Source organism: Nocardia sp. NBC_01503 (genome assembly GCF_036327755.1).
In the GTDB taxonomy this organism is placed as follows: Bacteria; Actinomycetota; Actinomycetes; order Mycobacteriales; family Mycobacteriaceae; genus Nocardia.
Genome location: NZ_CP109597.1, coordinates 103,415 through 122,671 on the forward strand (window position 1 = coordinate 103,415; position 19,257 = coordinate 122,671).

At 67.6% G+C, this 19,257-nt stretch carries 24 protein-coding genes; 17 read left to right on the plus strand and 7 right to left on the minus strand.

Going from position 1 to position 19,257, the window contains the following annotated elements:
• Positions 1-43: 43 nt before the first annotated feature.
• The 3 genes from OHB26_RS39260 to OHB26_RS39270 are packed head-to-tail and all read right to left on the minus strand — an operon-like array spanning position 44 to position 881.
• Positions 44-358 carry a hypothetical protein gene (locus OHB26_RS39260; RefSeq protein WP_330186037.1) on the minus strand — a complete coding sequence of 105 codons (315 nt, stop codon included), beginning with the start codon at positions 356-358 and terminating at the stop codon, positions 44-46.
• On the minus strand, positions 358-603 hold the full coding sequence (locus tag OHB26_RS39265) for a hypothetical protein (RefSeq protein WP_330186038.1): 246 nt from the start codon (positions 601-603) through the stop codon (positions 358-360). Before OHB26_RS39265 ends, OHB26_RS39260 begins: the two co-directional genes overlap by 1 nt.
• Positions 600-881: a hypothetical protein gene (locus OHB26_RS39270; protein ID WP_330186039.1), complete on the minus strand. Its 282-nt coding sequence runs from the start codon at positions 879-881 to the stop codon at positions 600-602. Before OHB26_RS39270 ends, OHB26_RS39265 begins: the two co-directional genes overlap by 4 nt.
• Before the next feature lie 171 nt (positions 882-1,052).
• Here OHB26_RS39270 and OHB26_RS39275 point away from each other — a divergent pair, with 171 nt between their 5' ends.
• From OHB26_RS39275 to OHB26_RS39285, 3 genes are all read left to right on the plus strand, one after another.
• Entirely contained in the window at positions 1,053-1,268 is a 216-nt protein-coding gene (locus OHB26_RS39275; RefSeq protein ID WP_330186040.1) for a hypothetical protein, read from the plus strand.
• Between the two features lie 112 nt (positions 1,269-1,380).
• Positions 1,381-2,172, plus strand: coding sequence for a hypothetical protein (locus tag OHB26_RS39280; protein WP_330186041.1), 792 nt, complete (start codon positions 1,381-1,383; stop codon positions 2,170-2,172).
• Positions 2,151-4,214, plus strand: a complete 2,064-nt coding sequence (locus OHB26_RS39285; protein ID WP_330186042.1) for an FtsK/SpoIIIE domain-containing protein — start codon at positions 2,151-2,153, stop codon at positions 4,212-4,214. The genes OHB26_RS39280 and OHB26_RS39285 overlap by 22 nt, the downstream gene beginning before the upstream one ends.
• 192 nt (positions 4,215-4,406) lie before the next feature.
• Here the strand turns inward: OHB26_RS39285 and OHB26_RS39290 are convergent, their stop codons facing one another.
• From OHB26_RS39290 to OHB26_RS39300, 3 genes are all read right to left on the minus strand, one after another.
• Complete coding sequence (locus tag OHB26_RS39290; protein ID WP_330186043.1) at positions 4,407-6,131, minus strand: hypothetical protein; 1,725 nt, start codon at positions 6,129-6,131, stop codon at positions 4,407-4,409.
• Between the two features lie 11 nt (positions 6,132-6,142).
• Positions 6,143-6,340, minus strand: coding sequence for a hypothetical protein (locus OHB26_RS39295; RefSeq protein ID WP_330186044.1), 198 nt, complete (start codon positions 6,338-6,340; stop codon positions 6,143-6,145).
• Positions 6,341-9,352: 3,012 nt separating this feature from the next.
• On the minus strand, positions 9,353-10,084 hold the full coding sequence (locus OHB26_RS39300; protein ID WP_330186045.1) for a hypothetical protein: 732 nt from the start codon (positions 10,082-10,084) through the stop codon (positions 9,353-9,355).
• A gap of 650 nt (positions 10,085-10,734) precedes the next feature.
• Here OHB26_RS39300 and OHB26_RS39305 point away from each other — a divergent pair.
• Positions 10,735-10,863: a hypothetical protein gene (locus tag OHB26_RS39305; protein ID WP_330186046.1), complete on the plus strand. Its 129-nt coding sequence runs from the start codon at positions 10,735-10,737 to the stop codon at positions 10,861-10,863.
• Between the two features lie 483 nt (positions 10,864-11,346).
• Here OHB26_RS39305 and OHB26_RS39310 read toward each other — a convergent pair whose 3' ends face one another.
• The gene (locus OHB26_RS39310; RefSeq protein WP_330186047.1) at positions 11,347-11,547 is read right to left on the minus strand and encodes a hypothetical protein; all 201 of its coding nucleotides are present in this window, start codon (positions 11,545-11,547) and stop codon (positions 11,347-11,349) included.
• Between the two features lie 376 nt (positions 11,548-11,923).
• Between OHB26_RS39310 and OHB26_RS39315 the strand changes: the two genes are divergently transcribed.
• The 13 genes from OHB26_RS39315 (at position 11,924) to OHB26_RS39375 (ending at position 19,256) form a co-directional block, all read left to right on the plus strand.
• Positions 11,924-12,190 carry a hypothetical protein gene (locus OHB26_RS39315; protein WP_330186048.1) on the plus strand — a complete coding sequence of 89 codons (267 nt, stop codon included), beginning with the start codon at positions 11,924-11,926 and terminating at the stop codon, positions 12,188-12,190.
• Positions 12,190-12,867: a hypothetical protein gene (locus tag OHB26_RS39320; protein WP_330186049.1), complete on the plus strand. Its 678-nt coding sequence runs from the start codon at positions 12,190-12,192 to the stop codon at positions 12,865-12,867. Before OHB26_RS39315 ends, OHB26_RS39320 begins: the two co-directional genes overlap by 1 nt.
• Entirely contained in the window at positions 12,867-13,121 is a 255-nt protein-coding gene (locus tag OHB26_RS39325) for a hypothetical protein (RefSeq protein ID WP_330186050.1), read from the plus strand. The genes OHB26_RS39320 and OHB26_RS39325 overlap by 1 nt, the downstream gene beginning before the upstream one ends.
• A 70-nt stretch (positions 13,122-13,191) precedes the next feature.
• Entirely contained in the window at positions 13,192-13,320 is a 129-nt protein-coding gene (locus OHB26_RS39330; RefSeq protein ID WP_330186034.1) for a hypothetical protein, read from the plus strand.
• Between the two features lie 14 nt (positions 13,321-13,334).
• Positions 13,335-13,655 (plus strand): hypothetical protein, encoded by a 321-nt coding sequence (locus tag OHB26_RS39335; protein WP_330186033.1) that lies wholly within the window; start codon positions 13,335-13,337, stop codon positions 13,653-13,655.
• Between the two features lie 3 nt (positions 13,656-13,658).
• Positions 13,659-13,868 carry a hypothetical protein gene (locus tag OHB26_RS39340; protein ID WP_330186032.1) on the plus strand — a complete coding sequence of 70 codons (210 nt, stop codon included), beginning with the start codon at positions 13,659-13,661 and terminating at the stop codon, positions 13,866-13,868.
• A complete protein-coding gene (locus OHB26_RS39345) occupies positions 13,865-14,104 on the plus strand; it encodes a hypothetical protein (RefSeq protein WP_330186031.1) in 240 nt (79 codons plus the stop codon). Before OHB26_RS39340 ends, OHB26_RS39345 begins: the two co-directional genes overlap by 4 nt.
• 40 nt (positions 14,105-14,144) lie before the next feature.
• Positions 14,145-14,336, plus strand: coding sequence for a hypothetical protein (locus OHB26_RS39350; RefSeq protein ID WP_330186030.1), 192 nt, complete (start codon positions 14,145-14,147; stop codon positions 14,334-14,336).
• Complete coding sequence (locus OHB26_RS39355) at positions 14,333-14,863, plus strand: hypothetical protein (protein WP_330186029.1); 531 nt, start codon at positions 14,333-14,335, stop codon at positions 14,861-14,863. The genes OHB26_RS39350 and OHB26_RS39355 overlap by 4 nt, the downstream gene beginning before the upstream one ends.
• 70 nt (positions 14,864-14,933) lie before the next feature.
• Positions 14,934-15,830, plus strand: a complete 897-nt coding sequence (locus tag OHB26_RS39360; RefSeq protein ID WP_330186028.1) for a DUF6551 family protein — start codon at positions 14,934-14,936, stop codon at positions 15,828-15,830.
• Complete coding sequence (locus tag OHB26_RS39365) at positions 15,830-16,249, plus strand: hypothetical protein (protein ID WP_330186027.1); 420 nt, start codon at positions 15,830-15,832, stop codon at positions 16,247-16,249. The genes OHB26_RS39360 and OHB26_RS39365 overlap by 1 nt, the downstream gene beginning before the upstream one ends.
• Before the next feature lie 29 nt (positions 16,250-16,278).
• On the plus strand, positions 16,279-17,172 hold the full coding sequence (locus OHB26_RS39370) for a hypothetical protein (protein ID WP_330186026.1): 894 nt from the start codon (positions 16,279-16,281) through the stop codon (positions 17,170-17,172).
• A 587-nt stretch (positions 17,173-17,759) separates the two neighbouring features.
• Positions 17,760-19,256: a hypothetical protein gene (locus tag OHB26_RS39375; protein ID WP_330186025.1), complete on the plus strand. Its 1,497-nt coding sequence runs from the start codon at positions 17,760-17,762 to the stop codon at positions 19,254-19,256.
• Position 19,257 lies beyond the last annotated feature (1 nt).

Sequence of the window (19,257 nt, forward strand, 5' to 3'; positions counted from 1 at the left end):
GAGGCGGCTACCATCCGCCTCGGGTCCTCCCGAGGGGTGGTAGTCAGCCCTTGTACGGGGCGAATGTCACGGTGGGCAGGTCCACCGTTTTCAGCGGCTGCGTCTCCTGATCGATCTGGCGGGCCAGAATCCGGCGCGCGGTGCGGAAGATCCGGCAATCAGCGGTCTCGCACTTGCCAGGACCGTGACTCTTGTGGACCTTGAGCGCCTCGGCCGGGGTCAGTGCTCCCGGATCGCGGCAGTCCCACGGGTCATAGCGCCAGTCATCGGTCAGGGCGTGATAGGCCAGCCTGCGGTGCATTTCCTGCGCAGGCCGCACCACGGTGGCCACCTTCTTGCCTCGGCGCAGCAGCGACATCACCGCACCTGCGCCTTCTCGATGCGCACGAAGTTGCGGCCCAGCAGCCGGGCGATCTCCATGCGGGTGGTGCGGTCCTTGGGCTCGGTGACCTGGCCCCGGTATTCGACGCTGACCACGGCCAGCTCCGCGCGCAGCTCGTTGGGGAAGCGCAGGACTTCCAGCGTGCGGATGTTGTCTTTGCGGGCGTCGCGGAATCGGTCGCCGGTGCGGATGGTGCCCAGGTCGGTGACGATCTCGGTCATCGGGCCACCACCTTGCTGCTGGCCGGGGTCCACTGGATCACCGACGGGCTGTAGCTGGTCGGGCCGTACAGGTCGATGACGGCCTGCATCAGGTTGCGCAACGCCTCCTGAGCGCGCTCGCGGGTAGGCCACAGGTCCGGGGCGCTGCTGTCCGGGGCCTCGGCGATATGGATCGGTTCGCGCCACAGCTTGCCGTTGGGCAGCAGGATGGCGAATCCGCCACGGGTCGGTGCGGTCATTTCGAATTCCTCCTCTTGATTGCGGATCTCGGTGTGCACGGGTGCTCCTCCAAATGACGAGGTGCCATGATCCCTAGATGCCATGGTACCATGGCATCTATCGTAAACCCGAGGAGGCAGGAATGGAAGCCAATGAGAACCCACATGACAGAAAGGCTCTTGGCAGGTCAGAAGCGCCTGTTACCAAGGCAACATGCGACCATGGTCCCTGTGACCACGCCCGAATCGCCCCGAAACACCTGGCCACAGCGCAAAGTCCGGCTGGACGATCAGCGCTGGAAACAGGTGCGGATCAAGCTCGCGCAGGACGAAGAGAACTGGCAGGGCGTAGTGGAGCTGCTGGTGCAAGGCTGGCTGTCGGGCGACGTGCTGCTGTCCGACGTGCGCGCTCACTTGAAGGAACGCGGACTGCTGCTGCCGGAGTAGCCGAGCCGGGTGGTAGCCGGCTCGTCTCCACCGCCTGCACCGCGGCCGCCACCCTCACCCAGAACCATTTCTGCGGCTACGTCATCACCCGATACCTGGTCGGGGGTGCGCGATGAGCCGCAAACAGGTCCAGCTCGAAAGCGCCGAATGGGGAAAGTCCCTGGCCCAGGGCGTGGGCATGCTGCTGCTGATGATCGCGGCCACCGCCGCCAACACCGGGCACCTGACCATCGACAAGGTGACCACCTGGTGGCACGGCTTCTCCGCCGAGATCGAAGCCCTGATCCCCACCATCATCTTCGCCGGTGCGGGCGCCCTGACCCTGCTCAGCGCCGTATTGCTGCTCGGGCGCACGATCCGCTCCCTGCTCGGGACGCTGCTGCGGGTCCGCCTGAACTACCACAGCCGCTGGGCGGCCGCGATGGTCAAACACGGCCTGGCCGACACCCAGAAGGGCAAGGTAGTGGTGCCCAAGCTGCGCAAGGTGGTCAGCACCGAGGACGGTGAGGACGTGCTGACAGTGCGGATGCTGGGTCATCACACGCCCACCGACTGGTCCGAGGTTTCCCCGGCCCTGGCCATCGCCTTCGGCGCCACCTCCGGCCACGTCCAGCTCGTGGACAACCCCAAGAAGCGCCACGATCACATCGGCCTGGTCTTCACACGCGGCCATGCGCCGCTCCAGAAGGCCCTGCCACCCGGCCACAGCAGCGCGCCCCAGCCCAGCCGGTACCTGACCCTGTCCCCACAGGAAGATGGCGACTACCAGCCCAAATTCGTGCGGATCTCCGCGCTGATGTGGCAAGTCGGGCTGATGCGCATCGAAGATGGTCTTGGACGACGACGCTGGAAGATCGGTACCCGAGTGAGGTGGTGTGTTCAATGGCCTATCGCGATTGCCTGACCATGATCCTGGCCGCACCCGAAACCCAACAGGCGGCCGCCGGTCTGCCCGGGTGGGTTGGTGCGACCGTGGTCGGCACCGGAGTAGTGACGGTCCTCGCGGCCGGCGCCCTCTGGATGAAGGCCCGTGCCGTCAGCGCAGACTCGCGCGCCATCACCACCCGCGCCCTCACCCAGCGCGAACGCTTCGCCGAATTCCATCCCCGCCTGCGCCCGGCCCTGGAGCGCCTCACCGACGATTGGGCCGCCTGCCAGCTGTGGACCTCCCTCAAACTGGGCCGCGCACCCCGCGACGGCGACCTGGGCGCATGGCCGGTGCTGCTGCCCTCCGATCAAGCCGACCCACCCGACGACGGCATTTGGCGAGACCTGCGCTCCGGTGACGCGCGGATCCGGCTCCAGGTCCCCGACGGCTGGTCACCGCAGGATCTGGTCAAAAAATCCGCCGATATCGCCGCGGCGCTGGACGTACGTGGCGTGCGCGTGGCGGCGGCCGACGGTAACCAGTTGGTGCTCGAGATCCGCGCCGAAGCCCCGAAGATCGACCCGCAGACGCTCAAGAAATACCCCGAGCGCGTACACACCGCGCTGACCCGCCTGCTCGACCCGTGGGACGCGGCCGATCTGTGGGCCGAACTGAAACTGGGCCGCAAACCCAGCGCCACCGACCCCGGCGGCGTGCCCACCCTGGTACCCCACGTCGACCCCGACAACCCCACCCGCAGCGACAGCGGAATCACCCGCAACGATGTCGGCATCCGCCTGCGTCTGAGCATGCCCGACGGCTGGTCACCGCACGATCTGGAGGACGAGAAGAAGTCCCAGAACCTGGCCTCGGCGCTGGATGTTCCCGCGGTCCAGTTGATCGAGGCCGACGGCAACAAGGCTCTGCTGGAGTTGCGTGTATTCGACCCGATCGCCCAAGTCGCCACCTCCGAGCTGGTCACAGCGGTACAGGTCAAGAGCCTGAGCGGCCAGACCCGCACCGAATACCGGCTACAGGTACCCATCGGCTCGATGTCGTGCCACGACGATTTCCGCCTGGGCCAGTCCGAATACGGCGACCCCATGACGATGAACTTCGCGCGCGATGTGCACCGCGCGATCCAGGGCGCCACCCGCTCGGGCAAGTCCGTCACCTTCAACACGATGATCGCGTACTCGCTGCTCATGAAGGACACCATCACCGTGATCATCGATCCCAACGGCGCGACCGTCGCCCCGTTCTGGGAATGCGCGGACTACGTGTGCGACTCCGAGGACCCCGAGCACGCCATCGAGGTATTCGACATCGTGCTGAAAGCGATGTACGCCCGCAAGAAGATGTTCCCGGCGATGCGCGAGGCCTCCATCACCCGGTTCTCACCCGAGCTGCCGCTGTGGAACATCTTCATCGACGAGAACAGCCACTACGACACGCTGGACTACAAGCGCAAGCTGGCCAAGGTCGCCAAGCAGGTGGCCAAGTTCGGCGGCCGACTCAATATCGCCGATCAGAAGATGAACGTGGACAGCCTGCCCGGCACGGTCAAAGTCAACCTGTCCGATGTCATGTGCCACCGCGTGCAAACCCGCCAGGACTTCGATCACGTGCTGCCCGGCCTGCCGGCATTCGCCGCGATGGCCGCCAACTCCCAACAGCCCATGGCCCAGGGCGTGGCCATCGCCCGCCTGGCATCCCACGAGCGACCGGTGCGCATGCGCGTGGACTACCTGGCCGCGTCAGCCTGCTACGACATCGGCGACGCAATCACCAAGGCCCGCGGCGCCAAGCGCCCCCCGATGGGCTCCGAACCCGACACCGCGACGACCGAGGACACCACGAACACCGAGGGCTACGTGGATCTCGACACGGACGACGATGTGGTGATCTGCCTGCTGCCCGAGTGCGACGAACCGGTCGAACAACCGCGCACCGGCAGGCCCGGCAAGTACTGCTCGCCTAAGCACAAGCTCAAGCATTGGCGTCAGCTCAACCCCCGAAAGAAGGCCGGAGACGCCGACGGAGACGACATCGAGGGCGGGGAAGAAAAGGCCGTTTGAGCAGGGGAAACGAAACATTTCAGCTTGCGTTTCGCGAGCGATACGCAACACGGTGCCGGCGGTTACGAAACAGACGGCACGATGTCGGCTCCAGGCGCATGAACGACTACCGCGCCAATGCCAGACGTGTCATGTTCCATGTTGAAAGCCCCTGCGCCATTCGGTGCGGGGGCCTTCGCTCATCCACCACTCTCAGAATCCAATCGCCACCACCGGCGCCGGATCACCCTCACCCACCTCGATCAGCCCCTGCGTCAGCATCCAATCCAGCGACCGCGACGCGGGCCGGGGCGGGGCAAGCGTCCCATCGAACACCCAGGCCCCATCCACGCGCCGGGTAACCCGACCGTGGCCCACTCGCCGCAACAATTCCTGCACCGATGATTCGCTGGGCGGCTTCACCGCCTCCGGATCATCCTGAACTGCCTGCACGGGAGCGGCCGCCACCTCGAGCAGCACCCGCCCGGTCCGCGCGCTGTAGAGCTGCGCGCCCACACCGATCAGCGACACCATCGCGAACCCGTCCGCTTCCGGCTCACCCACAGCGATGAAATTTCGCCGCAGCAGCGAATCCAGCGTCTTGACCGGACCGTCCACCGCCGCCACCTGGTCGATGTGCCAGGCCTGTGTGGCCACGTTCCGGGTCACCGACAGCGGGCTGTTGCCAATCTGGATGATCATGTCCCGCTGCGGTTTGCTCACACGCTCCCCGCCGCCCACACTGCGGCGCGCCCCCATCCGATCCATGGCTGCCGCCACCGCCTGCTGGATCTCCCCACTCTGGGCGGCCTCCAGCTGGACCGTAAGGAATTCGGCCTGGCCCTCGGCACGCAGCTGCGCCCGCTCAGCCTCCTCAGCCCGGCCCTCCGCGGCGGCCACACGCTCCTCGGCCCGCTGGCCGACCTTCTCCAGTTCGGTCTTCGCCGCGGTGGCCGCCTGCTCCGCCGTGGCACACCGCGCCGCCAGCTCGGCCCGCTCCCGGACCAATGCCTCCACCAGCTGATCGAAGGCCCGCACCGCCCGGGTGACCCGCTGCGCGGAATCGCCCAGCAGCTGCGCGCCCGCCGCGAGCTCGGCCCGCACCGCATCCAGCGCGTCATCCCCACTCACCGGTGTCTCCGGGGCCGCGATTTCCGCCGCCAGCGCGGCCGATGCCGCCTCCACGGCCGCATCGCGCACCGAGTGTCCATCCGAGACCACCGGTGCCTCCACAGGGACACGGGGCCGGTCTACGACCACCCCCGAATCCTTGCCCTCGGCCACCTCGGCCACCGGTGCGTCCAGATCCACCGGCCGCGCCGGAATGATCGCGTGCGAATTGCTCACCAGCCGCGTGCGCGGCCGATCGGCCTTATCCGAGATATGCGACGGCACCCCGCCCGGAGACCGGTCGCAATAGGTCGGCTGCGCGCCGTTGTCCGCTCGTTGCACCACCTCGTGATCGTGCAGTTCGGGCACCAGCACCACCTGGCCCTCCGGCAGCAGCGTATCGGCGCCGTAGACGCTCCACAGCTGCTTGTTCGCCCAGTGCAATTCCTTGGCAGGCCGATTGGGCGGCCACAGGCCCACGGTGCCGCAGTGCGGGCACGCCACCTCCTCGAGCGCCCGTGACCCCGGATCAGGCTCCTCGGTCAATTCGTCGATGCGATAGGTCTGCGGCGCGGGCACCTCGGCCCCGTCCCGGCCCGCCGCCTCGGCCTCGGCGACCGCCGCCCGATACGCGGCCCAGCAAGCCAGGCAGCGCATCGGAAAAGCACCGGCCGCGATGGAGGCCAGTGTGTCCTGGGGGCCGGCGGTGTACTCGTTCAGCTCCGTGCCGACCGGCCACCGGCACCAGGACACGACCTGGCCGATCGGCACGCGAGGGCGGCCGTTCTGGGTTCCGGCCACCCACCCCGGGAGCTCCCACTCCAGCATCTTCGTCTCCCTCACTCGAAGTCTCGGCCCGCGGAAACCGGACCCTCTACTGGCCAATGCAGGACCGTCCGGCCCCACCACCGACGAACGGTCAGCCAGCGCACCCCATCGGCGTCCTCCACGATGCTGTACCGGCCCGCCCCCGGGATCGGCACCATGACCGGCGCGTCGCTGCCGAGTTGGGTAACCGTCACGCACTGCTGGCTCATGGGTCTCTCCTCCGACTCCCAAACCCCCCGTTGGGGGCAATTACCATTACCCCCATAACTATACCCCCCAATCTCTATTTCCACCACGGTATGGAGGGGAGGAAAAGAGGGAAATGAGGGGGAAATAGCTTGCATGACTGGGGGTAATGACTGTAGACTAGAGCTATGAAACGAGGAGCTGGAGACAAAGCCCAGGTAGAGCGGGGGAAATGGACCAAAATCCCCCCGTGTGGTAGAGTCGCCGCCATGACAACCCCAATCCCCCCAGCACACTATTCCCACCATGTCAAGCATTCCCCCCGGAGGGGGGATACGCAACGTGATGGGAATGTATTCCCATCACGTTGCGTATCCCCCTCCGGGAGGAATGCTTGACATGGTGGGAATAGTGTGCTGGGGGGATTGGGTTGTCATGGCGGCGACTCTCCACACGGGGATTTGGTCCGCTTCCTGCGCTCTGTCTCCAGCTCCTCGTTTCATAGCTCTAGTCTACAGTCATTACCCCCAGTCATGCAAGCTATTCCCCCTCATTTCCCTCTTTCCTCCCTCCTACCGTGGTGAAGTAGGGTGGGGTATAGTTATGGGGGTAGTGTGCCCCCAACGGGGGTTTGGAGTCGGAGGAGACCCATGAGCCAGCAGTGCGTGACGCCAACTCGGCGGCGACGCCGTCATGGTGCCGAGGCCGGGCCAGCATCGTGGAGGACGCCGATGGTGCGCTGGCTGACCGTTCGTCGGTGGTGAGCCACGTCGGCCGTAGGGTCCGGTTTCCGCGGGCAGACTCGGTGGAGACGAGATGCTGGTGGAGCTCCCGGGTGGTGGCCGGAACGGCCGCCCTCGCGTGCCGATCGGCCAGGTCGTGTCCTGGTGCCGGTGGCCGGCCGGAGCTGAACAGCACCGGCCCCAGGACACTGGCCTCCATCGCGGCCGTGCCGATGCGCTGCCGCTGCTGGGCCGCGTATCGGCGACGTCGCCGGGCAGGCCGAGCAGGCCGGCGCCGCAGACCTATCGCATCGACGAGTGACCGAGCTGATCCGGGTCCGGCGCCGAAGTGGCGTGCCCGCACTGCGGCGCCGTGGCCGATCGGCCTGCCAGGCTGCACTGGGCGACAGGCGGCTGTGGACGGCGCCGACGCTGCTGCCGGAGGCCAGGTGTGCTGGTGCCCGACCGCGATCGGTGCAACGAGCGGACAACGGCGCAGCCGACCTATTGCGACCGGTCTCCAGGCGGCGTCGTCATCTCGGATGAAGCCGATCGGCCGCGCGCGCGGTGGCAGTTCGCACGCGATCCGGCGCGGCCGGTGGATCTGGACGCACCGGTGGCCAGGTGGCCGAGGACAGGTTCGGGGGTGATCGGACCGTGTCCCGTGAGGCACCGGTGGTCTCGGATGGACACTCGGTGCGCGATGCGGCCGTGGGCGGCATCGGCGGCGCCGGCGGCACCGGTGAGTGGGGATGACGCGCTGGATGCGGTGCAGGCCGAGCTCGCGGCAGGCGCGCGCTGCGGCGGTCACCGGCGGTGCAGGCGCTCGATCGGCTGGTGGAGCGATGGCCGGCGGCGCGAGTGCCGGCGGCAGGCGGCCACCGCGGCCGAGACTGGAGAGGTCGGCCAGCGGACCGGCGGCGAGCCGCGCTGAGGGCTGAGCAGGCGCGGCTGCGCGAGCCAGGCCGAGTTCCGCGGTCCAGCTGGAGCCGCCAGGTGGAGATCCAGCGGGCGACGGCGTGGTCGGATGAGGCGCGCCGCGGTGCGGCGTGAGCGTGGCCGCAGCGGGACATGATCATCCAGATTGGCAACAGCCGCTGTCGGTGACCCGGAACGTGGCCACAGGCCTGGCATCGACCAGGTGGCGGTCGGTCAGACGCTGGATTCGCTGCTGCGGCAGCTTCGTCGCTGTGGTGAGCCGGACGGGTTCGCGATGGTCGCTGATCGTGTGGGCGCGCAGCTCACGCGCGGACCGGGCGGGTGCTGCGGCGCTCCGTGCGGCAGTTCAGGATGATCCGGAGGCGGTGAGCCGCCAGTCATCGGTGCAGATGTGCGGCAGTGACGGTCGGTCACCGGCGCGTGGATGGACCTGGGTGTTCGATGGGACGCTCGCCCGCGTCGCGGTCGCTGACGCGGAGGCTGATCGAGGTGGATGGTGATCCGGCGCCGGTGGTGGATTCTGAGTGGTGGATGAGCCCGCGCCGAATGGCGCAGGGTTTCAACATGGAACATGACACGTCTGGCATTGGCGCGGTAGTCGTTCATGCGCCTGGAGCCGACATCGTGCCGTCTGTTTCGTAACCGCCGGCACCGTGTTGCGTATCGCTCGCGAAACGCAAGCTGAAATGTTTCGTTTCCCCTGCTCAAACGGCCTTTTCTTCCCCGCCCTCGATGTCGTCTCCGTCGGCGTCTCCGTTCGGGGTTGAGCTGACGCCAATGCTTGAGCTTGTGCTTAGGCGAGCAGTACTTGCCGGGCCTGCCGGTGCGCGGTTGTTCGACCGGTTCGTCGCACTCGGGCAGCAGGCAGATCACCACATCGTCGTCCGTGTCGAGATCCACGTAGCCCTCGGTGTTCGTGGTGTCCTCGGTCGTCGCGGTGTCGGGTTCGGACCATCGAGGCGCCGCGCGGCCTGGTGTTGCGTCGCCGATGTCGTAGCTGACGCGGCCAGGTAGTCCACGCGCATGCGCCGGTCGCTCGTGGATGCCAGGCGGGCGATGGCCACGCCCTGGGCTGTGGAGTTGGCGGCCATCGCGGCGATCGGCAGGCCGGCAGCGTGATCGAAGTCCTGGCGGGCACGCGGTGGCACTGACATCGGACAGGTTGACTGACCGTGCCGAGCAGGCTGTCCACGTTCATCTTCTGATCGGCGATGTGAGTCGGCCGCCGAGCCACCTGCTGGCGACCTTGGCCAGCTTGCGTCCAGCGTGTCGTAGTGGCTGTTCTCGTCGATGAAGATGTTCCACGGCGGCAGCTCGGGTGAGACCGGTGATGAGGCCTCGCGCATCGCCGGCATCTCTTGCGGGCGTCATCGCTCAGCACGATGTCGAATACCTCGATGGCGTGCTCGGGTCTCGGAGTCGCACGTAGTCCGCGCATTCCCAGAACGGGGCGACGGTCGCGCCGTTGGGATCGATGATCACGGTGATGGTGTCCTTCATGAGCAGCGAGTACGCGATCATCGTGTTGAAGGTGACGGACTTGCCCGAGCGGGTGGCGCCCTGGATCGCGCGGTGCATCGCGCGCGAGTTCATCGTCGAGTCGCCGTATTCGGCCCAGGCGGAAATCGTCGTGGCATCGAGCCGATGGTACCTGTAGCCGGTATTCGGTGCGGGTCTGGCCGCTCTTGACCTGTACCGCTGTGACCAGCTCGAGGTGGCGACAGGCGATCGAGTCGAACACGCAGCTCCAGCAGGCCTGTTGCCGTCGGCCTCGATCAACTGGACCGCGGGAACATCCAGCGCCGAGGCCAGGTTCTGGGACTTCTTCTCGTCCTCCAGATCGTGCGGTGACCAGCCGTCGGGCATGCTCAGACGCAGGCGGATGCCGACATCGTTGCGGGTGATTCCGCTGTCGCTGCGGGTGGGGTCGGTCGGGGTCGACCAGGGTGGGCACGCCGCCGGGTCGGTGGCGCTGGGTTGCGGCCGGTTCAGTTCGGCCCACAGATCGGCCGCGTCGCGCAGGCGGGTCAGCGCGGTGTACGCGCTCGAGGTATTCTTGAGCGTCTGCAGGTCGATCTTCGGGGCTTCGGCGCGGATCTCGAGCACCAACTGGTCCGTCGCCGCCGCCGCGCACGCACGTCCAGCGCCGCGGCGATATCGGCGGTTCTGACCAGATCCTGCGGTGACCAGCCGTCGAGACCTGGAGCCGGATCCGCGCGCCAGGTCTCGCCAGATGCCGTCGTCGAGTGGTCGGCTTGATCGGAGGGCAGCAGCCGGCCATGCGCCCAGGTCGCCGTCGCGCAGTGAGGAGGTCCACGGCTGGCAGGCGGCCAATCGTCGGTGAGGCGCTCCAGGCCGGGCGCAGGCGGGATGGAATTCGGCGAGCGTTCGCGCTGGGTGAGGGCGCGGGTGGTGATGGCGCGCGAGTCTGCGCACGGGCCTTCATCCGAGGGCAGCCGCGCGGACCGTACCTCCGGTGCCGACCACGGTCGCCAACCCACCCGGGCAGACCGGCGGCCTGTTGCGGTGCGGCCGGATCGTGGTCGGGCAATCGCGATAGGCCATTGAACACCGCCTCGCTCGGGTACCGATCTTCCAGCGTCGTCGTCAAGACCATCTTCGATGCGCATCAGCCCGACTGCCATCGGCGCGGAGATCCGCAGCGGGCTGGTCGATCTTCCTGTGGGGACAGGGTCGGACCGGCTGGGCTGGGGCGCGCTGCTGTGGCCGGGTGGCAGGGCCTTCTGGAGCGGCGCATGGCCGCGTGTGAAGACCAGGCCGATGTGATCGTGGCGCTTCTTGGGGTTGTCCACGAGCTGGACGTGGCCGGAGGTGGCGCCGAAGGCGATGGCCGGGAAGCCTCGGACCAGTCGGTGGGCGTGTGATGACCCAGCATCCGCTGTCAGCACGTCCTCACCGTCCTCGGTGCTGACCACCTTGCGCAGCAGCGCCACCTGCCCTTCTGGGTGTCGGCCAGGCCGTGTTGACCATCGCGGCCGCCAGCGGCTGATGTTCAGGCGGACCCGGCAGCGTCCGGCGGAGCGGATCGTGCGCCCGAGCAGCAATCGGCGCTGAGCAGGGCGCCCGCCGGCGATGATGGTGGGGATCAGGGCTTCGATCTCGGCGGAGCCGTGCACCAGGTGGTCACCTTGTCGATGGTCAGGTGCCCGGTGTTGGCGGCGGTCCGATCATCGGCGGCATGCCACGCCCTGGGCCAGGGACTTTCCCCATTCGGCGCTTTCGAGCTGGACCTGTTTGCGGCTCATCGCGCACCCCCGACCAGGTATCGGGTGATGACGTAGCCGCGAAATGGTTCTGGGTGAGGGTGGCGGCCGCGGTGCAGGCGGTGAGCCGGCTACCCGGCTCGGCTACTCCGGCAGCGCAGTCCGCGTTCCTTCAGTGAGCGCGCACGTCGGACAGCGCACGTCGCCTGACAGCCAGCAGCTCCACACGCCCTGCCAGTTCTCTTCGTCCTGCGCGAGCTTGATCCGCACCTGTTTCCAGCGCTGATCGTCCAGCCGGACTTTGCGCTGTGGCCAGGTGTTTCGGGGCGATTCGGGCGTGGTCACAGGGACCATGGTCGCATGTTGCCTTGGTAACAGGCGCTTCTGACCTGCCAAGAGCCTTTCTGTCATGTGGGTTCTCATTGGCTTCCATTCCTGCCTCCTCGGGTTTACGATAGATGCCATGGTACCATGGCATCTAGGGATCATGGCACCTCGTCGTTGGAGGCACCCGTGCACCGAGATCCGCAATCAGGAGGAATTCGATGACCGCACCGACCCGTGGCGGATTCGCCATCCTGCTGCAACGGCAAGCTGTGGCGCGATCCATATCGCCGAGGCCCGGACAGCAGCGCCCGGACCTGGCCTACCCGCGAGCGCGCTCGGGCGTTGCGCAGCCTGATGCAGGCCGTCGTACGGCCCGACCAGCTACAGCCCGTCGGTGATCCAGTGGACCCCGGCCAGCAGGTGGTGGCCCGATGACCGGATCGACCGACCTGCACCGGCGACCGATTCCGCGACGCCGCAAGACAGCATCCGCACGCTGGAAGTCCTGCGCTTCCCCAACGAGCTGCGCGCGGAGCTGGCCGTGGTCAGCGTCGAATACCGGGGCCAGGTCACCGAGCCCAAGGACCGCACCACCCGCATGGAGATCGCCCGGCTGCTGGGCCGCAACTTCGTGCGCATCGAGAAGGCGCAGGTGCGGTGATGTCGCTGCTGCGCCGAGGCAAGAAGGTGGCCACCGTGGTGCGGCCTGCGCAGGAAATGCACCGCAGGCTGGCCTATCACGCCCTGACCGATGACTGGCGCTATGACCCGTGGGACTGCCGCGATCCGGGAGCACTGACCCCGGCCGAGGCGCTCAAGGTCCACAAGAGTCACGGTCCTGGCAAGTGCGAGACCGCTGATTGCCGGATCTTCCGCCGCGCGCCGGATCGGCCCGCCAGATCGATCGGAGACGCAGCCGCTGAACGTGGACCTGCACCGTCGCCCCGTACAAGGGCTGACCACCCCTCGGGAGGACCCGAGGCGGATGGTAGCCGCCTCGGATCCTCCCCCAATCTCCCACAGGAGATTCCGATGCCCAACATCGAGGCCCCCGTCGCCGTGGCGGGGATCGCGCACCTGGAATTCGAGTACACCCCGCCATGCGAGGGCGCCCATCCCGAACAGAACACCCCGGCGGCGCAGTACCGCTGCGACCAGCACGGATGCGAGGTGTTCCTGTTCTGCGCCGACTGCGAACGCACTCAGCGTGAGCTGCTCGAACACGCGTTGACCTGCGGCGGAGTGATCCTCTGCAACAAGTGCGCGCGCCTGTTCGGCACCTTCGCCGAGTCGGTGCAGATCACCCCGCTGCACACCGTGCGCACAGGCGAGCACTGATGAGCGGGGCGGACGCGGCCTGGGTGCGGCTGATGGCCGAGGCGCTCGGGGACGAGTTCGTGCGGGCGCACGCCCAGGACCTGGTGCCCTCGCAATGGCGCTGCTCCTATTCCGGGGAGCTGACCACCGAGCAGGCGCACGAGGTGATGCGGATGCATCGCACCTGCACCGCCGACACCTGCCGGATCAAGCACACCGCCGTCAACACGCTGGCCGAGGCCATCGGTGCCGATTCCGGACGCCAACACCACTGAATGACGAAGTGGGACCAGGCATCTCATCCATGCCTGGTCCCGCCGTCAAGGATCACCGAAAGGGACACCAATGGCAAAACTCAAGAAACGCGATTTGGGGCCACGCATCACCGGCGCCGCCACCGAGCTGGTGGGCGACGCCATCCGCCAGGCCGCACTGACGGATCTGCGGGCACGGGTCGGGGGTGAGCGGTCGTGATCATGATTCCGGCGATGGCCGAATCCCAGCTCATCGACTCCTTGGCCGCATTGGGCGCGCGATTGCACGCGCTGGATGAGCGCACGCAGTCCGCGCTGGCGGGGATCTCCGATCCGGATGACTTCCTGTACTGGAAGCTCATCGCGGTCATGGAGGCCGCCACCGACGTGACCAAGGCCGCCGATCTGGCCCGCCAGGCGGTGCTGGACACCGGCGACTTCGCCCTGGACGCGGAGCGGATCGTGGCACGGGTCCGCGCGGGCCTGCCCGAGTCCATGCGTCCCCGGATCGGCGCGGCGGAGCCGGTTGCGGTGCCGCCCGACCCCGGGGAGTGAGCCATGCACGGATTGCAACGGCGCGCATTGCGCAAGGTCGGGCAGGCAGCGAAGGCCACTCCGCTGCTCGCGTTCCTGATCGCCGCGGCCGTCATCGTGGCCGGCCTGGGCCTGGTCGGTGTGCTGGCCTTCGGCCACCGCCCGCCCGCACCGGTCACTCTGCCGCCCCCGCCGCCGGGGACCTGCCAGTTCTTCTGTGAGAACCCGGCATGACCAGCGTCGATCCGGTCCAGGACTGGCTGGTCATCCTGACCGGCCCGGTGTGCAGCACCTATGTCCGGATGCCGCTCACCGCCACCGAGGTAGCGGTGCTGCGGCGCCTGGGCGAAGCGGTCTCGGAGGTCGCTGTCAGCGGCACCCGCCCCGGCCTCCGGATCACGCCCTGGTCCCAGGCCAGCGCCACCCAGCGCGCGTTCCTGGCCCATCAGCAGCACCAGACCACGGTCTGACCCCCATCACCTCACCACTTCCCTGAAAGGCCGAACTCCCATGCAGAACAACACCTACGCCCGCCGCTATCACGACACCGTCCACACGTCCCGCTCGCAGCAGTCGGCCCCGGTCACTGTGCAGAAGGTGTACCCGGCCGGCCCGATCGTGGTCCTGGTCGCCGTGGTCACCTCGGTCGGTTTCCTCAGCGGATTCCTGATCGGCTGGCAGCAGCGCGAGGACTGGGCATGACCAGCACGGACACCGCATTCGACGCACTGGCGACCTGCCCCTGCCCGTGCCATGACGGACCGGGCGGCCATTGCAGCGACTGCTGCACCGAACAGCTGTGCCAGGACTGCATCCACCGCCTCATTCGAGGAGAGAAACACACGATGAACAGCACGAACACCTCCCCTGACCAGGCCGACACCCGCCCGCGGGTGCAGGTCCAGTCCTTGCACCACGGCATGGTGACCGTGGCCGCGGAGATCGTGGCCGAACACTTCGCCATCACCCCGCACATCAACGACAACGGCGCGCCAGCGGTGTTCGGGCTGTCGCTGGTCCATATCCCCACCGGCCGACACATCCCGGTTGACGGGTTCCCGTGTCGGGAGGAGTTGCGCGAGTTGGGCCAGGCACTGGCCGCGCTGCCCCTCGAGTGGGCCACCACCACCTCCGACAGCATCAGCCTGGACCAGTTGCAGTCGATGCACGAGAGCATCACCGCCTGGGACAAGAACCGCCGCAACCACGTTCATGGGTGCCAGCGATGAACCGGGCGGTGCGCGCGATCACCGCGAACGTGCACCAGGTGCACGGAGATCGCGGGCTGGAGGTACGCCGATGAGCGCCCTGGCCAGCATCGAATGGACAGAGCCGACCACGCTCACCGAGGGCGGGGAACCGCAGGTGTACCTGGCGGCGGTGTCGGTGCGCGAGATCTTCGCCGATCCGACCTATCAGCGGGATCTGGATCGGCCCCGCGCCGAGCACATGGCCCGCGAGGACCACTGGAATGTGCGCCTGCTCGGGGTGATCGAACTGTCCGACCGGGGCGAAGGCATGCAGCCGGACCGATACGCGGTGATCAACGGGCAGCACCGGGTGGAGGCGGCCCGTCTGCGTGACCGCGATATGCCGCTGGTCGCCAAGGTCCACACCGGGCTCAGCATCGAGCAGGAAGCACAGCTGTTCCACGAGATCGACGCCAGCACACGGCGGCTGACCACGTGGGACCGGTGGAAGGCCCGCCGCGCCGGCGGGGACGCTGTGGTGGCCGCGATCGAGGCCGTGGTGGTAGCGGCCGGGATGCAGGTCGACATGGCGCCGAACAACGGCAATATCCGCTGCACCTCCACTCTCGAAAAGGTCTACAAGCTGGGCGGCGGAGGTAAGGGACTGCTGCTGGAGAACACGCTGACCTTCATCGCCGAGGTGTGGGGCAAGCGCCTGGACGCCGTCGACGCGCCGCTGGTACTGGGGGTCGCGTTGATCCTGCACAGCTACGACGACGTGCTGGACCACGAACGCCTGGGGGATCTGCTGGTGGACTACGCACCTCGCCAGATCAAGGCCCGCGCCGAGGCCTTGCGCGAGACCGAGAACGGCCAGGCCGGCAAGTTGGCCGCCTTGGTCATGATCAGCGCCTACAACAGCGCCCGCGGCACCAAGAAGCTGGCGCGCGATCAGCTCGGGCGCCCCTCGAAGCCCCAGGCCCGCACCAGCAAGGAGGCTGTGTGATGGGACTTCGATCCTGGTTGCGGCGCGGCGCGAACGCGAGTGTGGAGGCCCGCGCCGGAAGCCCTGGGGCGTACGTGCACGACCGGTACGAACGGCTGATCCTGTGCGACCTGGCCACCAACGGTGGCACCGCCACCATGGCGCGCGTGCTCGGCTTGCTGGACCAGCAGATACCGGCGGATCTGGATCCCCACTCCGCCGAGGCGGTGCCGGCCTCACTCACCGCAGACGTGGCGGCCGCCGTGCGTCGGCTCACCGCCCGCGGCTTCACCGCCCGCGGCTTCACCGCTCCTGTCACCGGCGGGGGATGGCGGATCACCGAGCGCGGCAAGGCCGCGACCGTGCTGGATCTGCTCGGGGTCCTCGGCCTTCCCAGCCGCAGCGCACCACGCCTGCGCGCCCGCCTGAATACCCGCTGACCTCTTACCGATTCCGAAAGGGAAAATCCATGCACCGCAACAACATCAAGCCCATCGTCATCGGGGTGGGCGCCGGCGCGGTCACCATCGGGGCGCTGCTGGCGTGGTTCGAACTGGACCCGCCGCACGCCTTGCGCGAAGCCGTCGAACGGCTGCGGCTGACCCCGGCCGAACGGGCCGAATGGAAGCACGCGAAGACCGCGGAGGCCGCCCGCACCGCCAAGCTCGTGCGCCAGCATGAGCAGCGCAAGGCCGCGACCTGGGCGAAGTTCGATCCCGCCATCCTGACCGCCGCCGCGGCCGGCACCGGCCTGGCCGAGCTCACGGTGCCCGAGCTGCTGGCCGAGATCGAAGCGGCCCAGGCCGCCAAGAAATCCGCCTGGGTCGCCGACTGGACCGCCGAGACTTCCCAGGCCCGCGCTGTGTGGGATGACCAGTTGGGCGCGCTGCGCGAGGAATTCGACCGGCGGCGCTGGGGTCGCAACCGGCTCGGCGTGCCACTGTTCGACCAGGCCCGCCTGGGCGCGGCCTGGGACTGGGTGCACGACCACAACCGCGAGATGCCGGAGCCCAAGCCCTGGACACCGCCGGCGCCCATCCACCCGGCCGCGCCGTTGCCGTGGGAGGGGGCTGCCGCCGCGGAGCACTCGCAGGCACCGGACAAGGTCGATATCCCGATTCCGGACTGGGCCGGGGAGTGCTGCGGCAAGCCCATGCGGATCATCCCGGCAGGCGGCCGCTACGGCGCTCAGTGGCTGATGTACTGCGAACCGGACGAAGGATGCGGCCACAACGAGCCCTACGAGCACGAGGAGCCTTCGGGGGATCCCGAGGAGTTCATCCCGGACCCGGACCCCTTCGTCCTCTACCGGAGCCCTTTCCACAACGACCCGGATCTGCACAGCAACCCCGATTCGGAGTGACCCCTCCCCCGGCCCGGCCTCGGAACCGGCAACATGATTTCTGAACCTTCCGAGGCACGAAACCCCTTCCCTCACAAAGCTTTACAAGGGACGGGGTTTCCGCTGGTATTGGGGGACGGGCGTGTCATTCCCCCCACAACCGGCCCGGATACGGAAAGCTTGCATGGCGGTGGCGTGTGCCGACGTAGGGCAGACTCCCCCACAGACAAATTGAAAAACCCTCGGTCTCTCCGACTTTTGTTTGGCGACAAAAGAGAGACCGAGGGTTCCGAGAAGAGGCAGCTGTAGTTGTGCCTGTGTTCCACACTTGGTGTGGAACACCACGTGCGGACTTGAGATTACAGGGCGTCACCGACAGGTGTCGATCCGACTCACCGCCGATTATGCGCAACAGGGGCTGCCACCGATCCCGAGAGGGGTGGCGACATGAACGTAAAAGTTCCTGGTCAGCGCCAACTGACTTCTTCAGCTCTTGCCACTGAGCTGGCCGAATTCTGTGATCGGACTGATATCGATCTTGCTGCGCGTGTCGCGCGGCCGGCGGTGATCCGATGAGCCCTCACCCTGGAGGCGATACCGCCGAACTGATGGCCGAGGGCCTGGATTTCGAGGCCGACGATTTCGAGGCCGAGGAGTTCTACCCGTTCGCCACCACCCAGCAGTGGGCCGTGCTGAACACCGACATCGACGAGTCCGCGCTCGCGGTGCTCACGTTCACGATGTGCCATCTGAACCCGCACACCGGCAAGTTCGATGCCAAGTTCGGTCGCAAGCGTGTCGCCGAGCGCTTCAACCGATCCCTGGACTGGGTCGACAAGCAGTACAACAAGCTGATCGCGGCTGGTGCGCTGAGCAAGCGACACATGTTCTGGAGCGACGGGGCCAAGACCGGCCGGACCCCCGACCAGATCGACCCCGAAACCGGCAAAAGGCGCTCTCCCGCGCCGAATCGGTGGCGGGTGCGGATGAACCCTCCCGGCGGCGCGGCCTACCCCGGCGCGACGAAGATCGCCGAGTACTACAAGTCGGATCTGGTCTCCAAGAGACTCGCAGGTCAAGGGGTAGCCGCCACACAGCGGCCAGTATCTGACCAGGCGAAACCCGAAGGATCCCCTGCCGGGGGGGTAGCCGCTGCACAGCGGCTAGGGGTAGCCGCCACACAGCGGCCAGGGCTAGCCGCTGCACAGCGGCCCGAAAGAACACGTAAGGGAAAGACCACGGGAGAGAACAAATCCGTCCGTTCCGTCCGTAGCGAGCAACCGACCGCGCGCGACGCGAAAACGGATCCGGACGGACGGACGGAGGAGTCCCCGATCCCCGAGGCGCAAGAGCAGGCCCGGCTCGAGGCGGCACCCGGCAGCGTGGCGGCCGCCCTTGTGGCGCACGCGGCGCTGCAACCGCACTTCGCGCGGATCGACCTCAAACCCAGCCAGCACCGTCAGCTGATCGAGGCGGTGGACCAGGCCCTGCTGCGGTTCTCCCCCGGCCAGGTGGCCACCTACCTGGCCGACAAGGCCCGGGAAGCCAAGACCGCGACCTACCTGGTGCAGGCATTCACCGAGTACAGCGACGCCATCAGCCAAGTCCGCCCCCGTTTCCAGCGCTCCGATTACCGCGACGAACAGGCATTCATGGCCGCGGTCTCCGAGGCGCAGCAAGCGATCGCATGGCTGGACGCCGGCGCCCCGATCGCCGAGCCGACCCGACCGACAACCAGCACCCTCCCCGCAGAGGCCGCCATTTTGCCCACACAGCGATCAGAAATCGCCGATCATGGACTGGTGACGAAAATGGCGTTCTGCACGCTCTGCGGCGGATCTGGATGGGTTAACGGGCCATCGGGGGATCCGGTGGAGCCTGCGCTGCGCTGCGGGTGCCCCACCGCACCCGAGGAGATCGCTCACGTCCTCACTCGCGTGGCAACGATGGCGGCCGCCGAGCCAGCGGACAACCCGCAACCGTCCTCGGCGGAGGTGCGCCGCGCCGCCCTCGAGGCCGCCAAGCCACGCAGTGACCGCAGCAAAATCACACGTAAGAGCCCAGTCCGTCGGACCTTCACCCCGCCACAATCGGCAGCAGTCTAAG

Coding starts and splice junctions, on each gene's coding strand:
- OHB26_RS39260 (WP_330186037.1), bottom strand. CDS start 358: ATGTCGCTGCTGCGCCGAGGCAAGAAGGTGGCCACCGTGGTGCGGCCT.
- OHB26_RS39370 (WP_330186026.1), top strand. CDS start 16,279: ATGCACCGCAACAACATCAAGCCCATCGTCATCGGGGTGGGCGCCGGC.
- OHB26_RS39340 (WP_330186032.1), top strand. CDS start 13,659: ATGCACGGATTGCAACGGCGCGCATTGCGCAAGGTCGGGCAGGCAGCG.
- OHB26_RS39360 (WP_330186028.1), top strand. CDS start 14,934: ATGAGCGCCCTGGCCAGCATCGAATGGACAGAGCCGACCACGCTCACC.
- OHB26_RS39350 (WP_330186030.1), top strand. CDS start 14,145: ATGCAGAACAACACCTACGCCCGCCGCTATCACGACACCGTCCACACG.
- OHB26_RS39325 (WP_330186050.1), top strand. CDS start 12,867: ATGAGCGGGGCGGACGCGGCCTGGGTGCGGCTGATGGCCGAGGCGCTC.
- OHB26_RS39355 (WP_330186029.1), top strand. CDS start 14,333: ATGACCAGCACGGACACCGCATTCGACGCACTGGCGACCTGCCCCTGC.
- OHB26_RS39285 (WP_330186042.1), top strand. CDS start 2,151: ATGGCCTATCGCGATTGCCTGACCATGATCCTGGCCGCACCCGAAACC.
- OHB26_RS39345 (WP_330186031.1), top strand. CDS start 13,865: ATGACCAGCGTCGATCCGGTCCAGGACTGGCTGGTCATCCTGACCGGC.
- OHB26_RS39305 (WP_330186046.1), top strand. CDS start 10,735: ATGGCCGCGTGTGAAGACCAGGCCGATGTGATCGTGGCGCTTCTTGGG.
- OHB26_RS39335 (WP_330186033.1), top strand. CDS start 13,335: ATGGCCGAATCCCAGCTCATCGACTCCTTGGCCGCATTGGGCGCGCGA.
- OHB26_RS39330 (WP_330186034.1), top strand. CDS start 13,192: ATGGCAAAACTCAAGAAACGCGATTTGGGGCCACGCATCACCGGCGCC.
- OHB26_RS39295 (WP_330186044.1), bottom strand. CDS start 6,340: ATGAGCCAGCAGTGCGTGACGGTTACCCAACTCGGCAGCGACGCGCCG.
- OHB26_RS39265 (WP_330186038.1), bottom strand. CDS start 603: ATGACCGAGATCGTCACCGACCTGGGCACCATCCGCACCGGCGACCGA.
- OHB26_RS39365 (WP_330186027.1), top strand. CDS start 15,830: ATGGGACTTCGATCCTGGTTGCGGCGCGGCGCGAACGCGAGTGTGGAG.
- OHB26_RS39320 (WP_330186049.1), top strand. CDS start 12,190: ATGTCGCTGCTGCGCCGAGGCAAGAAGGTGGCCACCGTGGTGCGGCCT.
- OHB26_RS39280 (WP_330186041.1), top strand. CDS start 1,381: ATGAGCCGCAAACAGGTCCAGCTCGAAAGCGCCGAATGGGGAAAGTCC.
- OHB26_RS39375 (WP_330186025.1), top strand. CDS start 17,760: ATGGCCGAGGGCCTGGATTTCGAGGCCGACGATTTCGAGGCCGAGGAG.
- OHB26_RS39290 (WP_330186043.1), bottom strand. CDS start 6,131: ATGCTGGAGTGGGAGCTCCCGGGGTGGGTGGCCGGAACCCAGAACGGC.